Source organism: Hongsoonwoonella zoysiae (assembly GCF_013266695.1).
In the GTDB taxonomy this organism is placed as follows: domain Bacteria; phylum Pseudomonadota; class Alphaproteobacteria; order Rhizobiales; family Stappiaceae; genus Hongsoonwoonella; species Hongsoonwoonella zoysiae.
This window is the reverse complement of sequence record NZ_JABRXF010000001.1, coordinates 812,101-827,451: the sequence shown is the minus strand read 5'-3', so window position 1 is coordinate 827,451 and position 15,351 is coordinate 812,101. Positions and strand designations below refer to the sequence as shown.

At 61.2% G+C, this 15,351-nt stretch carries 14 protein-coding genes; 9 read left to right on the top strand and 5 right to left on the bottom strand.

Annotation, left to right across the window (positions count from 1 at the left end):
• Nucleotides 1-133 precede the first annotated feature (133 nt).
• Complete coding sequence (locus HPQ64_RS03810; protein WP_172887041.1) at nucleotides 134-682, top strand: SH3 domain-containing protein; 549 nt, start codon at nucleotides 134-136, stop codon at nucleotides 680-682.
• A 28-nt stretch (nucleotides 683-710) separates the two neighbouring features.
• On the opposite strand, the gene fabI is transcribed toward HPQ64_RS03810, so the two are convergent.
• The 3 genes from fabI to fabA form a co-directional block, all read right to left on the bottom strand.
• Nucleotides 711-1,526 (bottom strand): enoyl-ACP reductase FabI, encoded by an 816-nt coding sequence (fabI, locus tag HPQ64_RS03805; RefSeq protein ID WP_172887040.1) that lies wholly within the window; start codon nucleotides 1,524-1,526, stop codon nucleotides 711-713.
• Between the two features lie 58 nt (nucleotides 1,527-1,584).
• Nucleotides 1,585-2,802, bottom strand: coding sequence for a beta-ketoacyl-ACP synthase I (fabB, locus tag HPQ64_RS03800; protein ID WP_172887039.1), 1,218 nt, complete (start codon nucleotides 2,800-2,802; stop codon nucleotides 1,585-1,587).
• 85 nt (nucleotides 2,803-2,887) lie between these two features.
• Nucleotides 2,888-3,403 carry a 3-hydroxyacyl-[acyl-carrier-protein] dehydratase FabA gene (gene fabA / locus HPQ64_RS03795; protein WP_172887038.1) on the bottom strand — a complete coding sequence of 172 codons (516 nt, stop codon included), beginning with the start codon at nucleotides 3,401-3,403 and terminating at the stop codon, nucleotides 2,888-2,890.
• A gap of 374 nt (nucleotides 3,404-3,777) precedes the next feature.
• Between fabA and irrA the strand changes: the two genes are divergently transcribed.
• Entirely contained in the window at nucleotides 3,778-4,209 is a 432-nt protein-coding gene (irrA, locus tag HPQ64_RS03790; RefSeq protein ID WP_172887037.1) for an iron response transcriptional regulator IrrA, read from the top strand.
• 2 nt (nucleotides 4,210-4,211) lie between these two features.
• Here irrA and nth read toward each other — a convergent pair whose 3' ends face one another.
• Nucleotides 4,212-5,060 carry an endonuclease III gene (gene nth, locus HPQ64_RS03785; RefSeq protein WP_172887036.1) on the bottom strand — a complete coding sequence of 283 codons (849 nt, stop codon included), beginning with the start codon at nucleotides 5,058-5,060 and terminating at the stop codon, nucleotides 4,212-4,214.
• 22 nt (nucleotides 5,061-5,082) lie between these two features.
• Between nth and HPQ64_RS03780 the strand changes: the two genes are divergently transcribed.
• The gene (locus tag HPQ64_RS03780; protein WP_172887035.1) at nucleotides 5,083-5,631 is read left to right on the top strand and encodes a DUF2244 domain-containing protein; all 549 of its coding nucleotides are present in this window, start codon (nucleotides 5,083-5,085) and stop codon (nucleotides 5,629-5,631) included.
• A 7-nt stretch (nucleotides 5,632-5,638) separates the two neighbouring features.
• Here the strand turns inward: HPQ64_RS03780 and mutS are convergent, their stop codons facing one another.
• Nucleotides 5,639-8,410, bottom strand: coding sequence for a DNA mismatch repair protein MutS (mutS, locus tag HPQ64_RS03775; protein WP_172887034.1), 2,772 nt, complete (start codon nucleotides 8,408-8,410; stop codon nucleotides 5,639-5,641).
• A 150-nt stretch (nucleotides 8,411-8,560) separates the two neighbouring features.
• Between mutS and HPQ64_RS03770 the strand changes: the two genes are divergently transcribed.
• The 6 genes from HPQ64_RS03770 to accD all read left to right on the top strand — a co-directional run bounded on the left by HPQ64_RS03770 (nucleotide 8,561) and on the right by accD (nucleotide 15,322).
• The gene (locus HPQ64_RS03770) at nucleotides 8,561-10,843 is read left to right on the top strand and encodes an NADP-dependent malic enzyme (RefSeq protein WP_172887033.1); all 2,283 of its coding nucleotides are present in this window, start codon (nucleotides 8,561-8,563) and stop codon (nucleotides 10,841-10,843) included.
• Between the two features lie 176 nt (nucleotides 10,844-11,019).
• On the top strand, nucleotides 11,020-11,676 hold the full coding sequence (locus HPQ64_RS03765) for a phosphoribosylanthranilate isomerase (RefSeq protein WP_172887032.1): 657 nt from the start codon (nucleotides 11,020-11,022) through the stop codon (nucleotides 11,674-11,676).
• 3 nt (nucleotides 11,677-11,679) lie between these two features.
• Nucleotides 11,680-12,897 (top strand): tryptophan synthase subunit beta, encoded by a 1,218-nt coding sequence (gene trpB, locus HPQ64_RS03760; protein WP_172887031.1) that lies wholly within the window; start codon nucleotides 11,680-11,682, stop codon nucleotides 12,895-12,897.
• A 9-nt stretch (nucleotides 12,898-12,906) separates the two neighbouring features.
• The gene (locus HPQ64_RS20835; RefSeq protein WP_484496823.1) at nucleotides 12,907-13,350 is read left to right on the top strand and encodes a RipA family octameric membrane protein; all 444 of its coding nucleotides are present in this window, start codon (nucleotides 12,907-12,909) and stop codon (nucleotides 13,348-13,350) included.
• An 8-nt stretch (nucleotides 13,351-13,358) separates the two neighbouring features.
• Nucleotides 13,359-14,192, top strand: a complete 834-nt coding sequence (gene trpA / locus HPQ64_RS03755) for a tryptophan synthase subunit alpha (protein ID WP_172887030.1) — start codon at nucleotides 13,359-13,361, stop codon at nucleotides 14,190-14,192.
• A gap of 140 nt (nucleotides 14,193-14,332) precedes the next feature.
• Nucleotides 14,333-15,322, top strand: coding sequence for an acetyl-CoA carboxylase, carboxyltransferase subunit beta (gene accD, locus HPQ64_RS03750; RefSeq protein WP_172887029.1), 990 nt, complete (start codon nucleotides 14,333-14,335; stop codon nucleotides 15,320-15,322).
• Nucleotides 15,323-15,351 lie beyond the last annotated feature (29 nt).

Here is a 15,351-nt window from a genome sequence, read left to right as displayed (position 1 = left end):
CGGCAGTCTTCACGACCTAACATGATATCGCACAAGTTCGAAGTGAACTTCGGCCTTGGTATAACACGGTGTTTTGTGCCACATGCAGCGGACGGACGCAGCAGGGAACGTTATGGCGACGCGGAATAAAATTATGCACGCAAGGATGACGGGCGCATTGAGGTCGCTCGGGCGGGGGCTTTTTCCGCTTCTGATTCTCGCCGCATATCTTGCCGGTGTCGCTCAGGCGCAGGCGCAGGCCACTAAAACGGGGCCAAGCGGACTGCCGGTGCCGCGCTTCGTCAGCCTCAAATCCGACCGGGTGAACGTGCGGAAAGGCCCGAGCCGGGAACATGATATTGCCTGGACGTTCGTACGTGCCGGCCTGCCTGTGGAAATCGTTCAGGAATTCGATAATTGGCGCCGGGTGCGCGACTGGGAAGGCGAGGAAGGTTGGGTGTTTCACTCGCTCCTGTCGGGCCGCCGCACGGGGCTGGTAACCCCGTGGGAATCCTCCTCCACGACACCCATGCGCGCCGATGCCTCGTCGGACGGGTCAATCGTTGCGGAACTGGAGCCGCTGGTTCTGGTGAATGTCGCAGGATGCAGCGAGGGTTGGTGCGAGGTTTCGGCGAACGGTCATGACGGCTGGGTCGATCAGACGCGGCTTTTCGGCGTCTATCCGGACGAAACCTTCGAATAGTCGCCGATCGCCGCCACGATTCTAACCGTCAGATCTGCTCCTGGTCTTCCTGCACCTTCAACGCGTCGAGCCTGGGCATCGACACGATGTTGTAGCCGCTGTCGACGAAGTGGATTTCTCCCGTGACGCCGGCTGAAAGGTCGGAAAGAAGGTAGAGCCCCGCCCCGCCGACATCCTCGATCGAAACGGTGTTGCCGAGCGGCGAATGCTGCTTTTGATATTTGAACATCAACCTGGCATCCGTAACGCCCGATCCCGCCAGTGTGCGGACCGGGCCGGCGGAAATCGCGTTCACGCGTATTCCCTGAAGGCCATAGTCCATCGCCAGATATCGAACCGACGATTCCAGGGCGGCCTTCGCGACGCCCATGACGTTGTAGTTCGGCATGACCCGCGTCGATCCGCCGTAGGTCAGCGTGATGATGGAGCCGCCGTCGCTCATCAGTTCCGCCGCCCGCTTTGTCACCTCGGTGAAAGAAAAGCAGGAGATCACCATTGTGCGGGAGAAATTTTCCCGCGTGGTGTCGGCATATTTGCCTTTCAGCTCCGACTTGTCGGAGTAGCCAATGGCGTGGACGAGAAAATCGAGCTTTCCCCATTTTTCCTTGAGCGCAGCGAATACGGCATCCACGGATGCGATATCCTCCACGTCGCAAGGCAACACCACATCGCTGCCGAGGCTTTCCGCCAGCGGCATCACCCGCTTCGCGAAAGCGTCACCCTGATAGGTGAAGGCGATTTCCGCGCCCTGCGCCGCGACGGCCTTGGCGATGCCCCATGCGATCGAGTGGTTGTTGGCCACGCCCATGACAAGACCGCGCTTGCCTTCCATAAGCCCTGTCATAGGGTACTCCTGCTCAATTTGATGAGGATGCGAGGCCGGTTACCTTGTCGGCCTGGCATCAGGCGACGTAACGCCGGAAGACAAGCGAGGCGTTCGTTCCGCCGAAGCCGAAGCCGTTCGAAAGCACGCAATTGAGGTTTGCGTTGTCCATCCGCTCGCGAACGATCGGCAGATCGGCGAATTCCGGATCCATCTCGTCGATATGCGCGGAAGGCGCAACGAAATCGCCCTGCATCATGAGGATCGAATAAATCGCCTCGTGGACGCCGGCCGCACCCAGCGAATGGCCGGAGAGCGACTTGGTTGCCGAAATCTTCGGAACCTCCTTGCCGAAGACGGCACGGATCGCCTCGATCTCGCGTTGATCGCCGATCGGCGTAGAGGTGGCATGCGGGTTGATGTAGTCGATCGGCTCCTTGACGTCGGCAAGGGCGATGCGCATGCAGCGCTCCGCGCCTTCGCCGGATGGCTGTACCATGTCATAGCCGTCCGACGTCGCGCCGTAGCCGATGATCTCGGCGTAGATCTTCGCGCCCCTTGCCTTGGCGTGTTCAAGTTCCTCGAGCACGAGAACGCCGCCGCCACCGGCAATCACGAATCCGTCCCGGTTCTTGTCATAGGCGCGTGACGCAACCGAAGGCGTGTCGTTGTATTTGGACGACATGGCGCCCATGGCGTCGAAGAGGTTGGAAAGCGTCCAGTCGAGTTCCTCTCCGCCGCCGGCGAAGACGATGTCCTGCTTGCCCCACTGGATGAGCTCGGCTGCATTGCCGATGCAGATGTTCGTCGTCGCGCAGGCCGCCGAAATCGAATAGTTCACGCCATGGATCTTGAACGGCGTGGCGAGCGTCGCGGAGTTGGTCGAACTCATCGCCTTCGGTACGGCGGTGGGGCCAATGCGCTTCGGGCCCTTCTCGCGGGTGATGTCCGCGGCCTGTACGATCGCATGGGTGGACGGACCGCCGGAGCCCATGATGAGCCCCGTGCGCTCATGGCTGATCTCGTTTTCTTCAAGGCCGGAATCGGCGATCGCTTGCTGCATGGCGATATAGTTCCAGGCCGCGCCGGCGCCCATGAAACGGGTCGTGCGCCGGTCGAGAACCTCAAAGGCGTCCACCGTCGGTGCGCCGTGCACCTGGCACCTGAAGCCCAGGTCCACATAATCATCGGCCCGGACGATACCGGACTTGCCCTCGCGCAGGCTCGCCATCACCTCCTGGGTCGTGCCGCCAATCGACGAAACGATTCCCATCCCGGTTACTACAACCCGCCTCATTGAGGTCTCCCGTCGTTATCCTGCATGCGCCGCATGGATTGGCGGCTTCGCATTTCGTTATCGTTGAACAGTTCCTGCGCAGTTCCTATTCTGCGCTTGCCCGAAAAAGGCCGACGCGCAGATCCTTTGCCTGATAGATAGTCTCTCCGTCGGCTTTCAGCCAGCCGTCGGCGATGCCGAGCACAAGACGCCCTGTACGCACGCGCTTGATGTCGATGCCATATTCCACCAGCTTAGTGGAGGGTGTGACCATCTTGGAAAACTTGATTTCGCCAGTAGAAATCGCCCGGCCCCGGCCTTCCTCGCCGAGCCAGCCCAGGAAAAAGCCGGTCATCTGCCACATGGCGTCAAGCCCGAGACAGCCCGGCATGACGGGGTCGCCCTGAAAGTGGCATGGGAAGAACCAGAGGTCGTCCTTGATATCGAGTTCGGCGCGCACGCAGCCCTTGCCATGCTCACCGCCGTCTTCGGAGATTTCCGTGATCCGGTCGAACATCAGCATGGGCGGGAGCGGCAATTGCGCGTTGCCCTGTCCAAAAAGCTCGCCTCGCCCGCAGGCGAGCAATTCCTCGTAATCGTAGCTCGATTGCCGCTCTTGCATTCCTGTCCCGCAGTTCTGTTTTTATCGTCCGCCGGCACCTTGGCGCAGCGCGCCTGCACCGTTTCGGCCGATCCGTTTTGTGCTTCTTCGGTCGAAAACCGCGCTTTCCTAACACAGTGCCACAGTCTTCGAAAGACCGTGCGGCATTGCCGGAACGCAGGACGTCGCTGCGTCGCGCGCTGTTGCCCTTGAGTCCGGTATAAAATATTGATTGCCGGGCGATACTTCCCTATCTCCCGATAAGATCGCTGAAAACGCGGGTGCGACGACGTGTGGCTTGCCATTCTGGTGGCCGTCATGGCACAACGCTAGGGAACGACTTCGCAGAGAGTAGGTTTCTTCGCCCTGAACCTGCAGGAACCGACCGGACGGTAATGACGGAACATCATCACCTTGAGCTAAGCGAACTCGACGTGGCCGACACGCTGCGCAATGCGGGTTTGCGGCCGACGCGTCAGCGCGTGGCGCTCGCCGAAATCCTGTTTTCCAAGGGAAATCGCCATGTTTCCGCCGAGCTTTTGCATGAGGAAGCCGAGGCTGTGAACGTGCCCGTATCGCTCGCCACGGTTTATAACACTCTTCATCAGTTCACCGAGGCGGGCCTGCTTCGCGAAGTCGCGGTGGAAGGCACGAAGACTTATTTCGATACCAACACCGACGATCATCACCATTTCTTCATCGAGAGCGAGAATCGCCTTGTAGACATTCCGGGCGAGGGCGTGCATCTGACATCGATGCCGCGCGCGCCGGAGGGGATGGAAGTGGTGCGCGTCGATGTCGTCGTCAGGGTGCGCCCCAGGCGCTGACGTCAGGCGCCGGTTTCTTCCGCCGCAGCTTTCTCCGCCATCTGGCGGGCTATTTCCGGCACCGCGTCCAGTTTTTCCTTTTCCGGGCTCTTGCACAAATCGTAGATGATGCAGCGCCTGCATTCGGGCTTGCGCGCCTTGCATATGTAGCGTCCATGCAGGATCAGCCAGTGATGAGCGTGCAGGCCGCGGTCCGGCGGAACGATTTTTTCCATCGCCTTTTCGACCTCCAGCGGCGTCTTGCCGGGCGCGATGCCGATGCGGTTTCCAAGCCGGAAAAGATGGGTGTCGACCGCGATCGTCGGCTCCCCGAAAGCGATGTTGAGCACGACGTTCGCCGTCTTGCGCCCCACACCAGGCAGCGCTTCCAGCGCTTCACGGTCCTGCGGCACTTCGCTGCCATGCTCGGAGATCAGCTTTTGCGAAAGTGCGACCACGTTCTTCGCCTTGTTCTTGTAAAGCCCGATGGTGCGGATCTCGTCGCGTACCTTGTCTTCGCCCAAGGCCAGCATCTTCTCAGGCGTATCGGCAATCTGGAAGAGGTGTTTCGTCGCCTTGTTGACGCCGGCGTCCGTCGCTTGCGCGGAAAGGACGACGGCGACGAGCAGCGTGAAGGCGTTGGTATGGTCGAGTTCGCCCTTCGGTTCCGGGTCGGCGGCGTGAAAACGGTCGAATATCGCGCGGATTTCCGCCTTGGTGTAGCGGGGCGCGGCGCGCTTTCGCGGGGGTGATTTCGCCTTGCCGGCGGCGGCTTTCGCAGCGCTTCGCTTTGAGGCGGCACGAGCCGGCTTTTTTTCGCTCGTTTGCGCGCGCTTACGGGTTTTTACGGAATTCTGGTTTTCCTCGGACATTTCCAATCTATACTTATCGCCTATGACAAAGAGCAATGGCCGATCCAGCGGAGCGAGCGAAATTGATGCGGTTGCGGAAAATTCCGACCGCCCGTTTTTTTCCGCCGTGCTCACGCCGCATAGGTCCCTCGGTCCGAAGGGTTTTACGGTCCTGATGGTTGTCACCGGCGGGGTCTGCTTCGCTGCGGGCCTTGTTTTCATGGCGATAGGCGCCTGGCCCGTCGTCGGCTTCCTCGGGTTGGATGTTCTGTTGGTCTGGGCCGCCTTCCGCTGGAACTACCGGACGGCGCGGGCTTTCGAGGAGGTGAGCGTTTCGCTGACCGAAATCGTCATTCGCAAGGTCAGCCACTACGGCAAAGTCGAGGAATATCGTTTCAACCCGTTCTGGGTGCGGCTTTCGGTTTCACGAGAGGAGGATGAAGGCGTCACCCGCATCGCCCTTTATGCGAAGGGCGAGCGTGTTCCCGTTGGCGGCTTTCTGAATCCGGACGATCGTACGAGCTTCGCGGGCGCGTTGCAGGCCGCACTTTCAGCCGCGAAGTCCGGCCGCATTCCGCATCCGGCAACCTGAGTGCCGCTCACCCGCCTTTTTTCAATTCCAGCCGCTTCCGCTTCAACTCGTAGAGCGCTTCCAGCGCTTCGCGGGGCGTCATGTCGTCGGGGTCGACGGAATCGAGCGCTTCGCCCAGCTCGTCGGATATTTCCGCCGATTTCGTGGCAGGCGCCGGCTTTTGCGGCATGGCCGCGAAAAGCGGCAGGTCGTCGATCAGCGTTTCGACGGGTTTCTGACGGTCCTGCTCTTCAAGCTGGACGAGAACCGCACGCGCACGCTCAACCACGGAAGCCGGCAGCCCGGCGAGACGCGCGACCTGAATGCCGTAGGATCGGTCGGCGGCACCCGGGGCGATTTCATGGAGGAAGATGACGTCGCCTTCCCACTCCTTCACCCGAACGGTGGCATTCGACAGGCGTTCGAGACGGGCGGAAAGAGCCGTCAACTCGTGATAATGCGTGGCGAATAGGGCGCGCGAGCGGTTGACCTCATGCAGATGCTCTATCGCCGCCCAGGCGATCGACAGCCCGTCGAAAGTCGCGGTACCCCTGCCGATCTCGTCCAGGATCACGAGCGAGCGTGGCCCCGCCTGATTGAGGATCGCCGCCGTTTCCACCATTTCCACCATGAAGGTGGAGCGCCCGCGCGCCAGATCGTCGGCAGCACCCACGCGGGAAAACAGCCGGTCCACTACTCCGATATGCGCCTCCAGGGCAGGGACGAAGGCGCCCATCTGCGCCAGGATGGCGATCAACGCGTTTTGCCTGAGATAGGTCGATTTGCCGGCCATGTTCGGGCCGGTGATGAGCCAGATGCGGCCGTTCCCGTCCCCGCCTTCGCCGCCAAGGTCGACGTCGTTCGCCACGAACGGATCGCCGCCCTGACGGCGGAGCGCCTGCTCGACCACCGGGTGCCGCCCGCCCTTGATATCGAAGGCCAGGCTCCCGTCGACTTTTGGCCGGACGTAATTCTCGGCCTCGGCGAGGACGGCGAGTGCTATCGCGACATCGAGGATCGCGAGCGCATCTGCGCCTTTTTTGATGAGATTGCCGGCGGCGATCACCTGGCCCTGCAGCTTTGAAAAGACTTCAAGCTCAAGCGCCAGCGCCCGCTCACCCGCACTTGCTATCTTCGATTCAAGCTCGGCAAGCTCCGTGGTGGTAAAACGCATGGCACCGGCCATGGTCTGCCGGTGGATGAAGCGTGCCGGGTCGGCGGTAAGCTTCTCCGCCTGCATGGTCGGTACTTCGATGAACCAGCCAAGCACGTTGTTGTGCTTGATCTTGAGCGAGCGAAGGGCAAGCTCCTGTGAAAGCTCGGCCTGCATGCGCGCGATCACCTTGCGGCTGTCGTCGCGAAGCCGGCGGAGGTCGTCAAGGTCGGGTAAATAACCTTCGGCCACGAACCCGCCGTCGCGTTTCAGCAGCGGCGGTTCGTCGGAAAGCGCATGGTTGAGTTCCTGGCCGAGGTCGTAAGGCGTCTCGGCGAGGCTTTCGCGCGCGGCATCGACTTCCGCCGGCAGTACGCCATGTTTGGCCAAAAGGTTGGCAATGGCATGCGCGGAGGAAAGGCCTTCGGCAAGGGCCAGAAGGTCGCGCGGGCCGCCCCGGTCGAGCGCGAGCCGCGAAAGGGCGCGCGCCATGTCGGGCGCAGCCTTCAGATATTCGCGAAGCCGCTCGCGGAGCATGGTTTCCGAATGGAAAAGCTCGACGGCATCCTGCCTTCTATGGATCGCTTCGATGTCCAGCAGCGGCCCAGCAAGGCGCGCGGCCAGAAGGCGGGATCCTGCCCCGGTTACCGTTCGGTCTATCGCTGCAAGCAGCGAGCCGCCCCGCTCTCCGGACAACGTGCGCATGAGCTCAAGGTTCGCTCGTGTCGCCGGATCGATAAGCATTCGCCCGTCGCCGGCTTCGCGCGCCGGCGGATCAAGCGGCGGCCGGTTGCCGATCTGCGTTTTTTCCACATAGGAGAGCGCGCCGGCGGCGGCTGAAAGTTCGATGCGGGAAAAGCTGCCGAACCCGTCAAGCGTACGCACACCGAAATAATGCGACAGGCGGTCGGCGGCGGTCGCCCCGTCGAAGAGCGCACGCGGCACCGGCGAAAGCGAGGCCGGCAGATCGTTCAAAAGGCGGCGCAATTCGCCATCGTCGAGCAGATTGTCGGAAACGACGATCTCGCGCGGGTCGACACGGGCGATGTCGGCGGAAAGTGTTTCGTCATCGCTTTCGGCCACGCGGAACGCGCCGGTTGAGATATCGATCCAGGCAAGGCCGAAGTTTTGCGTCTCGTCGAGCGAGCCTGCCCGCGCGCGCGTCAGCGCCAGAAGGTAGTTGCTGCGGCTTGCGTCGAGCAACCGCTCCTCGGTCAGCGTGCCGGGCGTGACGAGACGGATCACGTCGCGCCGGACGACGGATTTCGAGCCGCGCTTCTTTGCTTCCGCCGGATCCTCCGTCTGCTCGCAGACGGCGACGCGGTGGCCGAGCGATATGAGCTTTTGCAGGTAATCGTCGGCGGAATGCACCGGAACACCGCACATGGGGATATCTTCGCCCAGATGCTTGCCGCGCTTGGTCAGCGTTATGGCGAGTGCTTGTGCCGCGATTTCCGCGTCCTCGAAAAAAAGTTCGTAGAAATCGCCCATCCGGTAAAAAAGGAGGCTGTCGGGATTGGCTGCCTTGATTTCCAGGAATTGCGCCATCATCGGCGTAACGCGCTGGTCCGCTGCGGAACTTGCGGGGCTATTGGCCGTATTTCGTTTGGCTGGGGGCGTGTCGGGCCTGGTCAGGGTGTCGGGCATGGGCGCAAGTTAGCAAACCGTTGAAAGTCTTTCATTGCCGGATCGCCCTCCGGTCGGGTTGAGCGCACCATTTTCCGGGGATAATGTGCCTCTCCCCAAAGGGTTCGGGCTCATCCCGATTCCATAATAATTTTTTCCAGGGAGGCCGGGATGGTGGCGACGGACAAGTCGAGCAAAAGCGGTGTCAGTTTTACCGAGCAGGAGGCGCTGCAGTTCCATCAGCAAGGCCGGCCCGGAAAGCTCGAAATTACGCCAACGAAGCCGATGGCGACGCAGCGCGATCTGTCGCTGGCCTATTCGCCGGGCGTCGCCGTTCCGGTGAAGGCGATTGCAGAAGATCCGACCCGGGCCTTCGACTACACCACGCGCGGCAACCTCGTGGCGGTGATTTCCAACGGCTCGGCCATCCTCGGCCTCGGCAACCTCGGTGCGCTCGCCTCCAAGCCGGTGATGGAAGGCAAGGCGGTGCTTTTCAAGCGCTTCGCTGATGTCGATTCCATCGATCTGGAAGTTGATACCCAGAATGTCGACGAGTTCGTGAATTCTGTACGCTATCTCGGGCCGTCCTTCGGCGGCATCAACCTTGAGGACATCAAGGCGCCGGACTGCTTCATCATCGAGCAGCGCCTGCGCGAGATGATGGATATTCCCGTCTTTCATGACGACCAGCACGGCACCGCGATCATCGCGGCCGCCGGCCTCATCAACGCATTTCACCTGACCGGGCGCGACATCAAGGACGTCAGGATCGTCTGCAACGGCGCGGGGGCGGCCGGCATCGCCTGCATCGAGCTTGTGAAGGCGATGGGCGTGCCGCATGAAAACGTGCTTTTGTGCGACACCAAGGGCGTTATCTACCAGGGCCGCGAAGAGGGCATGAACCAGTGGAAGTCCGCCCATGCGGTGGAAACGGACGCCCGTTCGCTCTACGACGCGCTGAAAGGTGCCGACGTCTTCCTCGGCGTTTCGGTGAAGGGAGCGTTGACGGAGGACATGGTGCGCGTCATGGCGCCCAATCCGATCATTTTCGCCATGGCCAATCCCGACCCTGAAATCACGCCGGAGGAAGTGGCTGAAATCCGGGACGACGCCATCATGGCGACGGGGCGGTCGGATTACCCCAACCAGGTCAACAATGTTCTGGGCTTTCCCTATATCTTCCGTGGCGCGCTCGACGTTCTGGCGACGACCATCAACGACGAGATGAAGGTCGCCTGCGCGGAGGCGCTGGCCAAGCTCGCGCGTGAGGAAGTGCCGGATGAGGTGGCCGCCGCCTATCGCGGCAACCGGCCCAAATTCGGGCCGGAATACATCATTCCCGTGCCGTTCGATCCGCGTCTTATCTCCACCGTGCCGCCTGCGGTTGCCCAGGCGGCGATGGATTCAGGTGTCGCGCGCCGGCCGATTGTCGACATGGATGCCTACCGGAACCAGCTTTCGGCGCGGCGCGATCCGGTTGCCGGCACCTTGCAGCGCATATTCTCCAAGGTGCGGCAGTCGCCGAAGCGCGTCGTCTTCGCTGAGGGAGAGGAGGAGCCGATGATCCGCGCGGCTGCGAGCTTCGTCAGCCAAGGCCTCGGCAAGGCGATCCTGATCGGCCGCGACGACGAGGTGCGCGAGGCGGCGAAGGAAGCCGGTGTCGATCTCAACCGGCCGGGCATCGAGATCATGAACGCGCGGCTTTCAAACCGAAACAGGGATTATGCGGAGTTTCTCTACGCCCGCCTGCAGCGCAGCGGCTATCTCTATCGCGACTGTCAGCGCCTCGTGAACAACGACCGCAACTACTGGGGCGCGATCATGGTCGCGCGCGGCGACGCCGATGCGCTGGTTACCGGCATCACGCGAAATTACTCCGTCGTGCTCGACACGGTGAGGAGCTGCATCGACGCGAAGCCCGGCCACCGGATGATCGGTATCTCGCTGGCATTGAGCCGCGGCCGCACAGTTCTCGTCGCCGATACGGCGGTGATCGACATGCCGACGTCGGAGGAACTTGCCGATATCGCCGAGGAAGCGGCCCATGTCGCCCGGCGCCTGGGATATGAGCCGCGCGTGGCGATGCTCGCCTATTCCACCTTCGGCCATCCGCCGGGCGAGCGGTCGGAGCGGGTGCAGGAAGCGGTGAAGATCCTCGACCGCCGCCGGGTCGATTTCGAATACGACGGCGAGATGGGAGCCGATGTCGCGCTAAACCCGGACAAGATGGCCGCCTACCCCTTCTGCCGCCTGACGGGGCCTGCCAATGTGCTCGTGATGCCGGCATTCCACTCCGCCTCCATCTCCACGAAGATGCTGCAGGAGCTCGGCGGCTCGACGGTCATCGGCCCCCTCCTCGTCGGCCTCGACAAGCCGGTTCAGATCCTCACGATCGGCGCGAAGGATAGCGATATCGTCAACATGGCGGCCATCGCGGCCTATAATGTGACGTGATATCGAAGACCGTATATCGACGATCGTGCATTTTCGTTCGCCATTGCCGGGCATGGCCCGGCAAACCATATGGATAAGTGCTGCGATTGAAATGTGGTTGATGTCCGGGCCATGCCCGGGCATGACGCTGAATGCATTTTCTTCGAAGTCGGTTGCATGAGTTGAGTGAGACCTGAATGACGGATCCTCTCGTCAAAATCTGCGGGCTTTCGACGCCGGAAACGCTGGATGCTGCCCTGGACGCGGGTGCGGCGATGGTCGGGCTTGTTTTCTTTCCCAAAAGCCCGCGCAACATATCCATCGAGAACGCCTCGCGCCTTGCCGAACGCGCGCGTGGCAGGGCGGAAATCGTCGCGTTGATGGTCGATCCCGATGACGGCCTGATCGACGAGGTCGTCGAACGGGTGAAGCCCGATTGGCTGCAGCTCCACGGGAAGGAAACGCCGGAGCGCTGCGCGCGCATCAAGATGCGCACGGGGCTGAAGCTTATGAAGGCGCTGGGCGTTTCTGAAGGCTCCGACATCGATGCAGCAATGCCCTATATCGGCATTGTCGACCGCTTCCTGTTCGACGCGAAGCCGCCCAAGGGCGGGGAGGTTCCAGGCGGAAATGGCATCGCTTACGACTGGTCTCTTCTAAAGGAGCTTGACCTGGGGGTTCCCGTCATGCTTTCGGGAGGGCTTGCCCCTGACACGATTGCCGAGGCGCTTGCCATATCGGGCGTATCGGCTGTCGACGTTTCCTCCGGCGTGGAGCGCGAGCGGGGCGTGAAGGACGAAAATCTGATCCGGGCGTTCATCGCAAACGCGAAGCGCGCCGGCGTGGGAGAGTAAGAAATGACCGTGCAGCAGCCGAACACCTATCGCTCAGGCCCCGACGAGCGCGGTCATTTCGGGATTTTCGGCGGGCGCTATGTCGCCGAAACGCTCATGCCGCTGATCCTCGATCTGGAAAAGGCCTATGAGGACGCGAAGGCCGACCCATCCTTCCAGGCCGAGATCGACAGCCTCAACAAGCATTACACGGGCCGCCCCTCGCCGCTTTATTTCGCCGAGCGGCTGACGGAGGAGCTTGGCGGCGCGAAGGTCTATTTCAAGCGCGACGAGCTGAACCACACCGGCAGCCACAAGATCAACAATTGCCTTGGCCAGATCCTGCTGGCCAAGCGCATGGGCAAGACCCGCATCATCGCGGAAACGGGCGCGGGCCAGCATGGTGTTGCGACGGCGACGGTCTGCGCGCGCTTCGGCCTGCCTTGCGTCGTCTACATGGGCAAGACGGATGTCGAGCGCCAAAAGCCGAACGTCTTCCGCATGAAGCTTCTGGGCGCCGAAATCGTTCCGGTTACCGCCGGCGCCGGCACGCTGAAGGACGCCATGAACGAGGCGCTGCGCGACTGGGTCACCAATGTGGACTGGACCTATTACCTCATCGGTACGGCGGCGGGCCCGCACCCCTATCCGGAGATGGTGCGCAACCTTCAGTCCGTGATCGGCAATGAAACCAGGGCGCAGCTCATGGAGGCCGAAGGCCGCCTGCCGGATGCGCTGGTTGCCGCCGTTGGCGGCGGGTCGAACGCCATCGGCTTGTTCCACCCGTTCCTCGACGATCCTTCGGTGAAGATCTACGGCGTGGAAGCCGGCGGCAAGGGCCTTGAGGGGGATGAGCACTGCGCTTCGCTCAACGCCGGCAAGCCGGGCGTCCTGCATGGCAACCGTACATATTTGCTGCAAGATGATGACGGGCAGATCCTGGAAGGGCACTCGATTTCCGCCGGTCTCGATTATCCCGGCATCGGGCCGGAGCATTCCTGGCTGAAGGAAACGGGCCGGGTCAATTATGTTCCGGCAACCGACGACGAGGCGCTGGAGGCTTTCCAGCTGCTCACCCGCGTGGAAGGCATCATCCCCGCGCTCGAGCCCGCGCATGCGCTTGCGCATGTGGTGAAGCTCGCCCCGCAGATGGACAAGGATCAGATCATCGTCATGAACCTTTGCGGGCGCGGCGACAAGGATGTCTTCGCCGTCGGCAACATGCTGGGTTTCGATCTTTGAGGCTGTTCTGTGTTTAGCGAGACTGATAATAGCTCAGCTTTTGAAGCTGCAAATAGCATTGCGTTGAAATGGTTTGAAATCCACGCTCAACAAAGGATGAGTTTGTTCAGATTTTTCCTTCTTTCATCGGCATTTATATTTGCAGCATACTTTACGGCTCTTCGAGATAATCAGAGTTTCGTCGCGTTTATTTTGTCAATTTTATTAGTCGTATTTTCTATTTGTTTTAAATTATTGGATTCAAGGTGTTCTCAGCTTATGAAGAATGCTGAAAAACATTTAGAATATGCTGAGGTTCTGCTCTCGGAAAAACTAAAAACAGATACTATAAGACTGATAGAAAAGTCGGAAAAAAAGGAAGCTGTGCTCTCATATCGCCAGACATTCAATATTGTGTTCTGGGTCATGGGAGTATTCGGAGTTGTCAGTTCAATCGTGCCCTGGATTAAGTAGAAGAACAAATGGCAGAATCTCGCATCGACCGCCGCTTCGCGGCCTGCAGGGAGGCCGGGCGCCCGGCGTTCGTCACCTTTATCACGGCGGGCGATCCGGACCTTGAAACGTCCGAGGCGATCCTGACCGCCCTTCCCGGGGCGGGGGCGGATGTCATCGAGCTTGGCATGCCGTTTTCGGACCCGATGGCGGAGGGCGTTCCCATCCAGCGGTCGTCGCAGCGCGCACTTGCCGCCGGCCAGACCATGGACAAGACGCTTTCCATGGTGCGCCGGTTCCGCGAAAAGGACGATGAGACGCCGATCGTCCTGATGGGCTACTACAATCCGGTCTACGTGCGCGATCCGAAGAAGTTCGTGGTGGAAGCGAAACAAGCTGGCGTCGACGGGCTCATCATTGTCGATATTCCGCCGGAGGCCGATGATGAACTTTGTATCCCGGCGCTCGAAGCGGGCCTGAACTTCATCCGCCTCGCCACGCCGACCACGGATGACAAGCGTCTGCCGGCCGTTCTCGCCAATACCTCCGGCTTCGTCTACTACGTGTCGATCACCGGCATCACGGGCACGGCCGCGCCTGACGCGGAAAAGGTCGCCGTGGCGGTTAACCGCATCAAGGGCCACACGGCCCTTCCCGTTGCCGTAGGCTTCGGTGTCAAGACCGGCGATCAGGCGCGGGAAATCGGCAGGAACGCCGATGGGGTCGTGATCGGGTCGGTATTGGTGGAAGCCGTGCGGGAAAGCCTGGACGAAGCGGGCCTTGCCACGGAAAAGACGGTTTCGGCTGTCACGGAATGCGTTCGCGAAATTGCGGAGGGTGCCCGCATGGCCAAGACGGGCTGACGGCACGCCCCCGCTTCTGCTAAAAGACGAAGTAATTCGAATTCGAGCGGCGCGCAGGAGCGGTTCCGTGTGCCGGGACTGAAAGGAATTGATCGGCCTTCCGGCATCGGGAGCAAACCGGTCAGGAAACGGATCGAGCCTTGAACTGGATCAACAGCGTCGTCCGGCCGAAAATCCGCAGCTTCCTCGTGAAGCGCGACACGCCGGAAAATCTCTGGATCAAATGCCCCGAAACGGGGGAAATGGTCTTTCACCGGGACCTTGAGGCAAACCAGTGGGTAGTGCCGAATTCCGGCCACCACATGCGCATCCCGGCGAAAAAGCGCCTCGAATTCCTCTTCGACGGCGGTGAGTACGAAGTCGTCGAAACTCCGCAGGTCGCTGCCGATCCACTCAAGTTCCGTGATGAAAAGCGCTACGTCGACCGGTTGAAGGACGCTCGCGCCAAGACGGAAATGGACGATGCGGTCATGGTCGCCAGCGGCAAGCTGAAGGCCCAGCCGATCACCGTCGCCGTTCAGGATTTCTCCTTCATGGGCGGTTCTCTGGGTATGGCCGCGGGCGAGGCGATCCTGAAAGGCATGGAAACGGCGGTCGAAAACGAGACGCCATTCGTGCTTTTCGCCGCTTCGGGCGGCGCGCGCATGCAGGAAGGCATTCTCTCCCTCATGCAGATGCCGCGCACCACGGTCGGCGTGCAGATGTTGCGTGAAGCGGGCCTTCCCTACATCGTCGTCTTCACCAACCCCACCACCGGCGGTGTGACGGCGTCCTACGCCATGCTTGGCGACATCCATATCTCCGAGCCGGGCGCGCTCATTGGTTTCGCCGGCCCGCGCGTCATCGAGCAGACGATCCGCGAGAAGCTGCCTGAGCGCTTCCAGACGGCGGAATATCTGCTGGAGCACGGTATGGTGGACATGGTCGTCCATCGCCATGAATTGGGGGAAACAATCGCCCGTCTCTGCTCCATCCTGATGAAGCGTGAGGTCGAGGTGCCGACGCTCGATGAAGTCGGCGTCCAGGCCGCGCTGGAACTCGAAGAGCCGGCAAAACGCGCCGAAGGCGCGGGCGAGGTACCGGCGAAAACCGAAAAAGGCGGTCAGGAGCAGCCAAAGGCTGCCGAGTAAGAGCGCTTCGGACGGTATCGCGTCGTTGA